8 protein-coding genes are annotated in these 12,892 nt (G+C 70.5%); 5 read left to right on the forward strand and 3 right to left on the reverse strand.

Going from position 1 to position 12,892, the window contains the following annotated elements; genetic code table 11:
• The first annotated feature begins 639 nt into the window (after positions 1–639).
• Complete coding sequence (locus J7I94_RS34390) at positions 640–1,701, forward strand: RecB family exonuclease (RefSeq protein ID WP_251076168.1); 1,062 nt, start codon at positions 640–642, stop codon at positions 1,699–1,701.
• A 67-nt stretch (positions 1,702–1,768) separates the two neighbouring features.
• Complete coding sequence (locus tag J7I94_RS34395) at positions 1,769–2,440, forward strand: response regulator transcription factor (protein ID WP_215173697.1); 672 nt, start codon at positions 1,769–1,771, stop codon at positions 2,438–2,440.
• A gap of 101 nt (positions 2,441–2,541) precedes the next feature.
• Here J7I94_RS34395 and J7I94_RS34400 read toward each other — a convergent pair whose 3' ends face one another.
• From J7I94_RS34400 to metH, 3 genes are all read right to left on the reverse strand, one after another.
• On the reverse strand, positions 2,542–4,146 hold the full coding sequence (locus J7I94_RS34400) for an ABC transporter substrate-binding protein (RefSeq protein WP_215173699.1): 1,605 nt from the start codon (positions 4,144–4,146) through the stop codon (positions 2,542–2,544).
• Between the two features lie 455 nt (positions 4,147–4,601).
• The gene (locus tag J7I94_RS34405; RefSeq protein WP_215173701.1) at positions 4,602–5,303 is read right to left on the reverse strand and encodes an HAD family phosphatase; all 702 of its coding nucleotides are present in this window, start codon (positions 5,301–5,303) and stop codon (positions 4,602–4,604) included.
• A 172-nt stretch (positions 5,304–5,475) separates the two neighbouring features.
• The gene (metH, locus tag J7I94_RS34410; RefSeq protein ID WP_215173703.1) at positions 5,476–8,988 is read right to left on the reverse strand and encodes a methionine synthase; all 3,513 of its coding nucleotides are present in this window, start codon (positions 8,986–8,988) and stop codon (positions 5,476–5,478) included.
• A 403-nt stretch (positions 8,989–9,391) separates the two neighbouring features.
• Between metH and J7I94_RS34415 the strand changes: the two genes are divergently transcribed.
• From J7I94_RS34415 to glpK, 3 genes are all read left to right on the forward strand, one after another.
• The gene (locus J7I94_RS34415) at positions 9,392–10,156 is read left to right on the forward strand and encodes an IclR family transcriptional regulator (protein ID WP_215173705.1); all 765 of its coding nucleotides are present in this window, start codon (positions 9,392–9,394) and stop codon (positions 10,154–10,156) included.
• 355 nt (positions 10,157–10,511) lie between these two features.
• Entirely contained in the window at positions 10,512–11,306 is a 795-nt protein-coding gene (locus tag J7I94_RS34420; protein WP_215173707.1) for an MIP/aquaporin family protein, read from the forward strand.
• A 47-nt stretch (positions 11,307–11,353) separates the two neighbouring features.
• Complete coding sequence (glpK, locus tag J7I94_RS34425) at positions 11,354–12,892, forward strand: glycerol kinase GlpK (protein WP_215173708.1); 1,539 nt, start codon at positions 11,354–11,356, stop codon at positions 12,890–12,892.

The raw sequence follows: 12,892 nt of genomic DNA on the forward strand, positions 1-12,892 counted from the left end.
ACGGTTTCCTCTCGGGTCTGGTGGGCTCGGAGTTGTGTATAAGAGCCGGGGGGGGGGGGGGGCGGGGGCTGCTGGGGGGGGCTGCGCGCCGGGGGGGTGGGGGGGCCGGGGGGCGGCTGGGGCCTCCGGTGCCGCGGGGTCCGGTGTGCCGCCGGGGGCGGCGGGGCCGTGCCCACGCGTGCCGTCCTGCTCCGTGCCGCCGCCGTGACCGTCCCGGCCCTGTGCTGCCGGGGCCCCCGCGTCGGAGGCGGGGCCGGGGGGAAGGGGAGCGGGGGCATCGGCGTGGTCGGTGCCGCCGTCCTGGGGCCGGCCGGGGCGTGCGGAGCCGGGGGCCGGGGCCGTAGACCCCGTGTGGTGCTCGGCCGGCTCGCCGTTGCCGGACCGCGGCTGCCCGCTCCCGCCGCTCACGTCCACGGTTTCCCCTCGTTCGAAGCGTCTTCCGCTCCTGCCGGGCGGAAGGGTCTCATGTCGATGGTATGCGGCCCGCTCGCCCCCTTCCGCCCCGGCACCCCTGTGCTCCCCCTGCTCTCCCCGCTCCCCCCGTTCTCCTTGCTCCCTCTGCTCTCCCCGCTCTCCCACGTCACGGGCGTCACCGCCGTGGCTGGGTCACTGTCAGTGGCGGGCCGTAGGGTCTGTCGCATGGAGACGAGCATCGAGGGTGTGGTGGGAGACCCCGCCGGTCCGGGCGCACCGGTGGACCCGCCGGTGCCAGCCGGTACGGCGGCATCGGCGGCAACAGCGACGCCGGGGGCGGACGAGGGCGCGGCGGCCTCAGTGGGCACGGCGACCGGGGTGGCCGCCGTGACGGACGTGGCCGCCGTGAATCCCGTGGTGGAGCCCGCCGCCCCCGCCGCCAGGCCCGTCGCCATCCCTCCCGCCTCGCTCTCGCCCTCGCGGGCCGGCGACTTCATGCAGTGCCCGCTGCTGTACCGGTTCCGGGTGATCGACCGGCTCCCGGAGAAGCCGAGCGAGGCGGCGACCCGGGGCACCCTGGTGCACGCGGTGCTGGAGCGGCTCTTCGACGCCCCGGCGGCCGAGCGCACCCCGCCGCGCGCGAAGGCCCTGGTGCCCGGCCAGTGGGACCGGCTGCGCGAGACCCGGCCCGAGGTGGTGGAGCTGTTCGCCGACGACCCGGAGGGCGAGCGGCTGGCGCGCTGGCTGGCCGAGGCGGAGCGGCTCGTGGAGCGCTGGTTCACGCTGGAGGACCCGAGCCGGCTGGAGCCGGCCGAGCGGGAGCTGTTCGTCGAGACGGAGCTGGAGTCCGGGCTGCGGCTGCGCGGCATCATCGACCGGGTCGACGTGGCGCCCACCGGCGAGGTGCGGATCGTCGACTACAAGACGGGCAAGGCGCCCCGGCCGGAGTACTCCGAGAGCGCGCTGTTCCAGATGAAGTTCTACGCGCTGGTGGTGTGGCGGCTGAAGAAGGTCGTCCCCCGCCGGCTGCAACTGGTCTACCTGGGCAGCGGTGACGTGCTGACGTACGACCCGGTCGTCGCCGATCTGGAGCGGGTCGAGCGCAAGCTGCTGGCGCTGTGGGACGCGATCCGGCGGGCGACCGAGACGGGCGAGTGGCGGCCGCGGCCCACCAAGTTGTGCGGCTGGTGCGACCACCAGGCGCACTGTCCGGAGTTCGGCGGCACTCCCCCGCCGTATCCGCTGCCGGTGGTGGCGGCCGGGCCGGGAGGGAGCGGCCAGGGGTAGCGCCCCGGCCGCGTCCGGTGCCACGGGCGCAGGGCAGAATGGGGCCGGACTAGCGAAGGAGACTTACGTGGCCATCCGTGTCCTACTGGTCGACGACCAGCCGCTGCTGCGTACGGGCTTCCGGATGATTCTGGAAGCGGAGCAGGACATCGCGGTCGTCGGCGAGGCCGGTGACGGCCTCCAGGCGCTGGACCAGGTGCGGGCGTTGCAGCCCGATGTGGTCCTGATGGACATCCGTATGCCGCGGATGGACGGCGTGGAGGCGACCCGGCAGATCACCGGGCCCGGGCGGGACGGCCCGGCGAAGGTGCTGGTGCTGACCACCTTCGACCTCGACGAATATGTGGTGGAGGCGCTGCGGGCGGGGGCCAGCGGCTTCCTGCTGAAGGACGCCCCGGCCAACGAACTGGTGCAGGCGATCCGGGTGGTGGCGGACGGTGAGGCGATGCTAGCGCCGAGCATCACCAAGCGGCTGCTCGACAAGTACGCGACCCATCTGCCCTCGGGCGAGGAGCCGGTGCCGGACACCCTGCACACGCTCACCGAGCGTGAGGTGGAGGTGCTGAAGCTGGTGGCGCGCGGTCTGTCCAACGCGGAGATCGCCGCCGATCTGTTCGTCAGCGAGACGACCGTCAAGACGCATGTCGGGCACGTCCTGACCAAGCTGGGACTGCGCGACCGGGTGCAGGCCGCGGTGTACGCGTACGAGAGCGGACTGGTGCGCCCCGGCGCGCAGTAGGCCGGTCGCGGCACGGCAACGTGAAGGGCGCCCCTCTCCGGAAGAAGAGGGGCGCCCTTTCGGTGTGCGGCCGGTGTGTCCGGCGTGCGGTGCGGGCGGGCTCAGTCGCTGACGCCGCGGCCCAGCTCCCAGAGCTGGAGCGAGGAGGCGGAGTTGAGCAGGTAGGCGGTGCCGGTGATGTCGTCGCGGGTGGCGACGTACTGCTTGCCCTGCCACAGCGGCAGCAGCGGTACGTCCTCGGCGACGATGTCCTGGATCTCCGTCAGGCTGTCGGCGGCGGACAGCCGGTCGGCCTCGCGGCGGGACTCCGGGATCAGCGTGTTGATTATCTTGCTGTTGGCGTACGGCGAGTACAGGGTGTTGTTCTTGTCGAGGAACGGCGCGATGAAGCTGTCGGCGTCCGGGAAGTCGGGGAACCAGCCCATGCCGAAGACGTCGTACTCGTGCTTCTTCTGCCCCTCCCGGTACTTGTCCCAGATGGTGCCCTTGATGTCGACGTCGAAGAGACCGCTGTCGTTGAGCTGCTTCTGCAGCTCCTCGAACTCCGTCTTGGCGGCCGCGCCGTAGTGGTCGGTGGTGTAGTTCAGCGTCAGCTTCACCGGCGTGGTGATGTTGGCCTGTTGCAGCAGCGCCCTCGCCTTGTCGACGCTCGGGTCGCCGTACTCGTTGAAGAACGAGTTGGAGTGGCCGGTGATGGTGGCCGGGACCATCGAGTACAGCGGCTCGGCCTGGGAGCCGTAGACCTTGGAGACCAGTTCGCTGCGGTTGATCAGCTGGGCCATCGCCTGACGGACGGCCTTGTTCTTGACGGTCGCGGCCTCGGTGTTGAACGCGAGGTAGCGGATCTCCAGGCCGGACACCTCGACCAGGTCGACGGCGCCGCCGGAGGCCTTGGACAGCTCGTCGATCTGGTCGGGCGTCATCGCGCGCGTCATCACGTCGATGTCGCCGTTCTCGATGTCGGCGCCCATCGTCTCGGCGTCGGCGTACGAGACCATCTCGACCTTGTCGTTGTTCACCGTCAGAGTCCCCTTGTAGTTGGGGTTCTTGGTGAACACGGCCTTGGTCAGCTCGTCGCCCTCGGTCTCCGCCTTGAAGGTGTAGGGGCCGGAGCCGGAGAGCTCGAAGCCCTCGCGCAGCTTGTCCTTCGCGTAGTCGTCGGAGTCGACGATGCCGGCGACGGGGGTCGACAGCTTGTACGGGAAGGTGGCGTCGGCGGTGTTGAGGTGGAAGATCACCTCGCGGTCGCCCTGTGTCTCGACGGTGTCGATGGTGGACAGCAGCGAGGAGACGCCGGTGTCGGCCTGGATGGCGATGGCCCGCTCGATGGAGTACTTCACGTCGGCGGCGGTGATGGCGTCACCGTTGGCGAACTTCAGACCGTCCCGCAGGGTGCAGGAGTAGCGCTCGTTGCCCGTGTCGGTGAAGCCGCACTGCTCGGCGGCCTCGGGCACCGGCTCGCCGTCGCCGCGCGGCTGGATCATCAGCGTCTGCTGGGTCTGGCGCAGGATGTTCCAGAGGCCCACGTCGTACGCCCACGCCGGGTCGAGGGGCGCGGGGGCCTCTTTCGTGGCGGTGAACCGGTCCGTGGTGCCGACGACGATCGCGTCTCCGCCGCCACTGCCACCGTCGGAGCCGCCGCACGCGGCGAGCACCGGCGCGAGCAGGCCGACCACGGCCGGCAGCACCAAAGTCTTGCGGTTCATGCTCGGGATTCTCCAGGGCTGTCGATTCCGTGTATCCGGCTTGCAGGGGTGTCGCGGCCGATCACGGGGGTAAGGGCTGAGGTTCTCGCGACGAGATTAGTCCGCGTCCGCACGACAGTTCGCAGCCGCTGGAGTTGAGCCCCCATCACGCAGTGAAACCGGGCGTGGACACACCGAAAACCCGACAGTGGAAGGATTCGTGCAGGGTTTCACCAATCAGGACACATGGGCACTGCGCCGCCCCCGGCAGTACGACGAACAGCACAGGCACAGCTTTCTGTCGACCCCCGGGAGCGTGGGGAACGTCACATGGCCAAGCAGGTGTGTGAGGCACTCAATTCGGCCGTCCCGGGACGGGGAATTACCCTTCGAAACCCCTTCGCCACGCATCTCGGCAACTCACCGGTAGGTTTCCGCGAATTACCCTTCTTTACCGGTGCACGCTGGGTGAACGCCTAGCGCGTGTGCGTCATCAACCCGCGTAGAAATGCCAGGTCCACCTGTTCCAGCGAGGGCACGACGGTGCGTCTGAGGGCCGGTGCGATGGGGGCGACGGACGGAACCGCGACGACGTGGCAGCCCGCGGCCTCGGCGGCGGCGACGCCGGTCGCGGTGTCCTCGACGACGGCGCATCGGTGGGGATCCGCGCCGAGTCCGGCGGCGGCGGTCAGGTACGGGTCCGGGTACGGCTTGGTGCGCGGGACCTCGTCGCCCGCGACCGTCAGGGCGAAGTGGTGGGCGCCGAGCGAGGTGAGCACCCGGTCGATGATGCGCCGGTGGGAGGCGGAGACCAGAGCGGTGGGGATCTCGTGCTCGGACAGCTCGGCCAGCAGCCGCTCGGCCCCGGGCATGAGGGGCAGGGCCCGGCCGATGCGCTCCTCGAAGCCGTCGTTGAGCAGCACGGTGAGTTCGGCCAGTGAGATGTCGGCGCCGGTGGCCTCGATCAGGAAGCCGGCGCTGCGGGTCATGGGGCCGCCGACCACGACATGGCGCCAGGAGTCGTCCAGGGTGTACCCGAGCCCGGCGAAGACCTCCGCCTCCACGTCCCACCAGAAGCCCTCGGTGTCCACCAGGGTTCCGTCCATGTCCAGGAGCACGGCCTGGAGGGCGGAGCCTTCGGCCGTACGGGTACCGAGCGCGGGGACCGTACTGGTCATCCACTTACCTCCTTGAGGGACGATCAGGCCGGTTCCCTGAGCGGGAACCGGCCTGCGGTGGACCGACCAGTGTACGTCGCCCGCGGACGAAGCGCCCGGCGGTGTGCCGGCGGGCGGTGACGTACGGCCCGCCGGGCGCTGACCCGGGGCCCGGCCGACGGTGACGTACGGCTCAGCGGGCGTTGAAGTACTTCGCCTCGGGGTGGTGGATCACGATGGCGTCGGTGGACTGTTCGGGGTGGAGCTGGAACTCCTCCGACAGGTGGACGCCGATCCGCTCCGGCTCCAGCAGGGCGGCGATCTTCGCCCGGTCCTCCAGGTCGGGGCAGGCGCCGTAGCCCAGCGAGAAGCGGGCGCCCCGGTACTTCAGCTCGAACATGCCCTGCATCTCGTCGGGGTCCTCCCCGGCGAAGCCCAGTTCGGAGCGGACGCGGGCGTGCCAGTACTCGGCGAGGGCCTCGGCGAGCTGGACGGACAGGCCGTGCAGTTCGAGGTAGTCGCGGTAGGCGTTGGCCTCGAACATCCGGGCGGTCTCCTCGCCGATGCGGGAGCCGACGGTGACGACCTGGAAGCCGACGACGTCCCGCTCGCCGGACTCCTCCGGGCGGAAGAAGTCGGCCAGGCACAGGCGCCGGCCGCGCCGCTGGCGGGGGAAGGTGAAGCGGGTGCGCTCGTTGCCGTCGTCGTCGAGGACGATGAGGTCGTCGTCCTTGGAGACGCACGGGAAGTAGCCGTAGACCACGGCCGCTTCCAGCAGGTTCTCCGTCTGGAGCCGGTCGAGCAGACCGCGCAGCCGGGGCCGTCCCTCGCTCTCGACCAGTTCCTCGTACGACGGTCCGTCGCCGGTGCGGGCCTGCTTCAGGCCCCACTGGCCCTTGAACAGGGCGCCTTCGTCCAGCCAGGAGGCGTACTCCTTGAGCTGGATGCCCTTGATGACGCGGGTGCCCCAGAAGGGGGGCTCGGGGACCGGGTTGTCGACGGCGACGTCGGAGCGGACGTGGCCGGCCTCCGGGCGCTCCTCGACCTCGACGGTCGCGGCCCGGACCCGGCGCTGGCGCAGCTCGGGGAGCTTGGCGCCGGGCACGCCGCGCTTGATGCCGATGAGCGCGTCCATCAGCCGCAGTCCCTCGAACGCGTCCCGCGCGTAGCGGACTTCGCCCTCGTAGATCTCGTGGAGGTCCTGCTCGACGTAGGCGCGGGTGAGGGCGGCGCCGCCGAGGATGACGGGGAAGTCGGCGGCCATGCCCCGCTGGTTGAGCTCCTCCAGGTTCTCCTTCATGATCACCGTGGACTTCACCAGCAGCCCGGACATGCCGATCACGTCGGCCTTGTGCTCCTCGGCCGCCTCCAGGATCGCGGAGACCGGCTGCTTGATGCCGAGGTTGACGACGTTGTAGCCGTTGTTGGACAGGATGATGTCGACCAGGTTCTTGCCGATGTCGTGCACGTCCCCGCGCACCGTGGCCAGCACGATCGTGCCCTTGCCCGCCTCGTCCGTCTTCTCCATGTGCGGTTCCAGGTACGCGACCGCGGTCTTCATCACCTCCGCGGACTGGAGGACGAACGGCAGCTGCATCTGGCCGGAACCGAACAGCTCGCCGACCACCTTCATGCCCTCGAGCAGCACCTCGTTGACGATCTCCAGGGCTGGACGGGCCTCCAGCGCCGCCTCCAGGTCCGCCTCCAGGCCGTTGCGCTCGCCGTCGATGATCCGCCGCTGCAGGCGCTCCTCCAGCGGCAGCGCGGCCAGTTCCTCGGCCTTGGACGCCCTCAGCGACTTGGCCGTGGCGCCCTCGAACAGCTGCATGAGCTTCTGCAGCGGGTCGTAGCCCTCGCGGCGCCGGTCGTAGATCAGGTCGAGGGCGGTGGTGACCTGCTCCTCGTCGAAGCGCGCGATCGGCAGGATCTTCGACGCGTGCACGATCGCCGAGTCCAGGCCCGCCTTCACGCACTCGTCCAGGAAGACCGAGTTCAGCAGGATCCGGGCGGCCGGGTTGAGACCGAAGGAGATGTTCGACAGGCCGAGGGTGGTCTGCACGCGCGGGTGACGGCGCTTCAGCTCGCGGATGCCCTCGATGGTGGCGACCCCGTCCCGGCGGGACTCCTCCTGGCCGGTGCAGATGGTGAAGGTCAGGCAGTCCACCAGGATGTCCTCCTCGCGGACGCCCCAGTTCCCGGTCAGGTCCGCGATCAGCCGTTCGGCGATCTCGACCTTCTTCTCCGCGGTGCGGGCCTGGCCCTCCTCGTCGATGGTCAGCGCGATCAGCGCCGCGCCGTGCTCCCGGGCGAGCGCGGTCACCTTCGCGAATCGGGACTCCGGACCGTCGCCGTCCTCGTAGTTCACCGAGTTGATCACCGCGCGGCCGCCGAGCTTCTCCAGCCCGGCGCGGATGACGGGAACCTCGGTGGAGTCCAGCACGATGGGGAGGGTGGAGGCGGTGGCGAAGCGGCCGGCCAGCTCCTCCATGTCGGCGACGCCGTCCCGGCCGACGTAGTCCACGCACAGGTCCAGCATGTGCGCGCCCTCGCGGATCTGGTCCCGGGCCATCTCCACGCAGTCGTCCCAGCGGCCCTCCAGCATGGCCTCACGGAACTTCTTCGACCCGTTGGCGTTCGTCCGCTCACCGATCGCCAGGTAGGAGGTGTCCTGGCGGAACGGCACCGACTGGTACAGGGAGGCGGCGCCCGGCTCGGGGCGCGGCTCGCGCTCGGCCGGGGCGAGCCCTTCGACCCGCTGCACGACCTGCCGCAGGTGCTCCGGCGTGGTTCCGCAGCAGCCGCCGACCAGCGACAGGCCGTACTCGCGGACGAACGTCTCCTGCGCGTCCGCCAGCTCGGGGGCGCCCAGCGGGTAGTGGGCGCCGTCCTTGCCGAGGACCGGCAGGCCGGCGTTGGGCATGCAGGACAGCGGGATCCGGGAGTGCCGGGCCAGGAAGCGCAGGTGCTCGCTCATCTCGGCCGGGCCGGTGGCGCAGTTCAGGCCGATCATGTCGATGCCCAGCGGCTCCAGCGCGGTCAGCGCCGCGCCGATCTCCGAGCCGAGCAGCATGGTGCCGGTGGTCTCGACGGTCACGGACACGATCACCGGCATGTCGATGCCGAGCGCGTCCAGGGCGCGGCGGGCGCCGAGCACGGCGGACTTGGTCTGGAGCAGGTCCTGCGTGGTCTCCACCAGCAGGGCGTCGGCGCCTCCGGCGACCAGGCCCTCGGCGTTGCGCTGATAGGCGTCGCGCAGTACTCCGTACGGGGCGTGCCCGAGGGTGGGGAGCTTGGTGCCGGGGCCCATGGAGCCCAGGACCCAGCGCTGCCGGCCGTCGCGCGCGGCGAACTCGTCGGCCACCTCGCGGGCCACCCGGGCGCCGGCCTCGGACAGCTCGTGGACCCGGTGCGCGATGTCGTACTCGCCGAGGGCGGAGTGGTTGGCGCCGAAGGTGTTGGTCTCCACGCAGTCCACGCCGACCGCGAAGTACTCCTCGTGGACCGAACGGACGATGTCCGGCCGGGTCAGGTTCAGGACCTCGTTGCAGCCCTCCAGCTGCTGGAAGTCGTCCAGCGTGGGGTTCTGCGCCTGCAGCATGGTGCCCATCGCACCGTCGGCGACCACCACGCGGGTGGCGAGCGCCTCGCGCAGGGCGGTGACACGGGTCCGGGTGTCGGCGGACGGGGTGGACGGCGACGAGGCCATGGACGGGCTCCCTAGGATGCGACGGCTGTCGGCTTTGCGGCTTCCCGGGGACATCGGTACACAACACACCGGGAGGGCGCACGCCGCCAGGGTAGCCGGGAGGCGGGGCCCGCGGTCAGGGCGTCCACGGGACGGACGAGGATGGGACGCGGTGCCGAGGTGTCCCGGGGGTGTCCTGGGGGTGTCACGGTGTGCGGGGCGCGGTGGCCGAGGGTGCCCTGAGCGCCGTAAGCGCCGTAAGCGCCGAGGGTGCCTCGCCGTGCGGTCGCCGTGGCCGAGGAGTGCCACAGTTGCGCACCGACCATTGGCGAGAGGTCGGCATGGACCGGTAGTGTTCGGCATTGCCGAACAGTGGAAGTGACGTCGCACGTCGACGGTAGGACGGGACGGAGGCGGGACGGCGATGGCACGGAACATCCAGTCGCTCGAACGGGCGGCCGCGATGCTGCGGCTGCTCGCGGGCGGCGAGCGACGGCTCGGCCTGTCGGACATCGCCTCGTCGCTGGGCCTGGCCAAGGGCACCGCCCACGGCATCCTGCGCACCCTCCAGCAGGAGGGCTTCGTCGAGCAGGACACCGCCTCCGGTCGCTACCAGCTCGGGGCGGAGCTGCTGCGCCTGGGCACCACCTACCTGGACGTGCACGAACTGCGGGCCCGCGCCCTGGTGTGGGCGGACGACCTGGCCCGCTCCAGCGGCGAGAGCGTCCACCTGGGCGTGCTGCACCAGCAGGGCGTGCTGATCGTGCACCACGTCTTCCGGCCCGACGACAGCCGGCAGGTGCTGGAGATCGGCGCCATGCAGCCGCTGCACTCCACCGCCCTGGGCAAGGTGCTCTCCGCCTACGACCCGGTCGCGCACAGCGAGGCGCTGGAGACCGAGCGCCGGGCGTTCACCGACCGGACGATCTGCGAGCCGGACGCCTTCGAGCACGTACTGGACCTCACGCGCGCGCGTGGCTACGCGGCGGACATCGAGGAGACCTGGGAGGGCGTCGCCTCGATCGCCGCGCCCATCCACGACCGGCGGCGCATGCCGGTCGGCTCGGTCGGCATCACGGGGGCCGTGGAGCGGGTCTGCCAGGAGGGCGAGCTGCGCCCGGAGCTGATCGCGGCGGTGCGGGACTGCGCCCGCGCGGTCTCCCGGGACCTGGGCGCCGGACGCTTCTGACGCCTGCCGGAACAGGCGGTACCGGGGCGCCGGGGGCGGCGCTCCGGTCGTTCGCCTACCCCGGAGATCTGGCTAAATCTGCCAAACTGCCCATACGACAACACACCCGACCGGAAGGCCGGCGACACGAATCGATCAATAACGATCGTGTTTTCGATAACAGGACTCTTGACGGGTGTGCGATGTCGGGATGAGACTCCGTCCATCGGTCGGCATTGTCGAACACCTACCGGCAATAAGCGCTAGAGTGGACGACGCCAAGGGCCGGCAACGCTCTCATTCCCATGAGGGCGCCAGAACACCCGGACGAATCCGGGGGTTCGGCTTCCCTGGACGAAGGACAAAGGAGTCGCGGGTGTCCAGCTCCGACATCTTCATCGGCGAGACCATCGGTACCGCCATACTCATCCTGCTCGGCGGCGGCGTCTGCGCCGCCGTCACGCTCAAGGCCTCCAAGGCGCGCAACGCCGGATGGGTGGCCATCTCCCTCGGGTGGGGCTTCGCCGTCATGGTCGGCGCCTACATCTCCACGCCGCTCTCCGGCGCCCACCTGAACCCGGCGGTCACGCTGGCCCTGGCGATCAAGGACGGCAACTGGGGCGATGTCCCGGTCTACTGGGGCGGTCAGATCCTCGGCGCCATGATCGGCGCGACCCTGGTCTGGATCGCCTACTACGGCCAGTTCCACGCCCACCTCACCGACAAGGAGATCGTCGGCGGCCCGGGCGCCCAGAACACCACCGCCAAGTCGGTGGAAGCCCAGGAGAAGGGCGCCGGCCCGGTCCTCGGCATCTTCTCCACCGGCCCGGAGATCCGCAACGCCGCGCAGAACCTGGCCACCGAGATCATCGGCACCTTCGTGCTGATCCTCGCCATCATGACCCAGGGGCTGAACCAGGACGGTGACGGCCTCGGCGCGCTCGGCGTCCTGATCACCTCGTTCGTGGTGGTCGGCATCGGACTGTCGCTGGGCGGCCCGACCGGTTACGCGATCAACCCGGCCCGCGACCTCGGCCCCCGCATCGTGCACGCCCTCCTGCCGCTGCCCAACAAAGGCGGCTCCGACTGGAGCTACGCCTGGGTCCCGGTGGCCGGACCGCTGATCGGCGCCGCGATCGCCGCGGGCGTCTACAACGTCGCCTTCGCGTGAACCACGCCGGACCCCACCGCCACCACCACGGACCCCAGGAGCACACAGTGACCGACACCCACACCGCCGGCCCCTTCATCGCCGCGATCGACCAGGGCACCACCTCCTCGCGCTGCATCGTCTTCGACCGCGACGGACGCATCGTCTCCGTCGACCAGAAGGAGCACGAGCAGATCTTCCCCAAGCCGGGCTGGGTCGAGCACGACGCCACCGAGATCTGGACCAACGTCCAGCAGGTCGTCGCCTCGGCCGTCGAGAAGGCCGGCATCACCCGCGACGACATCAAGGCCATCGGCATCACCAACCAGCGCGAGACCACGCTGATCTGGGACAAGAACACCGGTGAGCCCGTCCACAACGCCATCGTCTGGCAGGACACCCGCACCGACGCCCTCTGCCGGGAGCTGGGCCGCAACGTCGGCCAGGACCGCTTCCGCCGCGAGACCGGCCTGCCGCTGGCCTCCTACTTCGCCGGCCCCAAGGCCCGCTGGCTGCTGGACAACGTCGAGGGCCTGCGCGAGCGCGCCGAGGCCGGCGACCTGCTCTTCGGCACCATGGACAGCTGGGTCATCTGGAACCTGACCGGCGGCGTGGACGGCGGCCGGCACGTCACCGACGTCACCAACGCCTCCCGCACCCTGCTGATGAGCCTGCGCACCCTGCGGTGGGACGAGAAGATCTGCGAGTCCATCGGCGTGCCGACGCAGATGCTCCCCGAGATCCGCTCCTCCGCCGAGGTGTACGGCGAGATCAAGGGCGGCGCGCTGGGCGAGCTGCTCGGCGGCATCCCGGTCGCCTCCGCGCTCGGCGACCAGCAGGCGGCCCTGTTCGGCCAGACCTGCTTCGACGAGGGCGAGACCAAGTCGACGTACGGCACCGGCACCTTCATGCTGATGAACACCGGTGACAAGGTCATCAACTCCTACAGCGGCCTGGTGACCACCGTCGGCTACCAGATCGGCGACCAGACGCCGGTCTACGCCCTGGAGGGCTCGATCGCCGTCACCGGTTCGCTGGTGCAGTGGATGCGCGACCAGATGGGCCTGATCTCCACCGCCGCCGAGATCGAGACCCTGGCGATGCAGGTCGAGGACAACGGCGGCGCCTACTTCGTACCGGCCTTCTCCGGCCTGTTCGCCCCGTACTGGCGCTCCGACGCCCGCGGTGTGATCGCCGGCCTGACCCGGTACGTCACCAAGGCGCACCTCGCGCGCGCCGTGCTGGAGGCCACCGCCTGGCAGACGCGGGAGATCGCGGACGCCATGACGAAGGACTCCGGTGTGGAGCTGACCACCCTCAAGGTCGACGGTGGCATGACCTCCAACAACCTGCTGATGCAGACCCTCGCCGACTTCCTGGACGCGCCGGTGGTGCGTCCGATGGTCGCCGAGACCACCTGCCTCGGCGCCGCCTACGCCGCCGGCCTGGCCGTCGGCTTCTGGAACAGCACCGACGACCTGCGCGCCAACTGGCGCCGGGCCGCCGAGTGGACCCCCCGCATGGACGCGGACACCCGCGACCGCGAGTACAAGAGCTGGCTCAAGGCCGTCGAGCGGACCATGGGCTGGCTTGAGGACGAGGAGTAA

The sequence above is a fragment of the Streptomyces sp. ISL-12 genome, assembly GCF_018614415.1.
Lineage (GTDB): Bacteria > Actinomycetota > Actinomycetes > Streptomycetales > Streptomycetaceae > Streptomyces.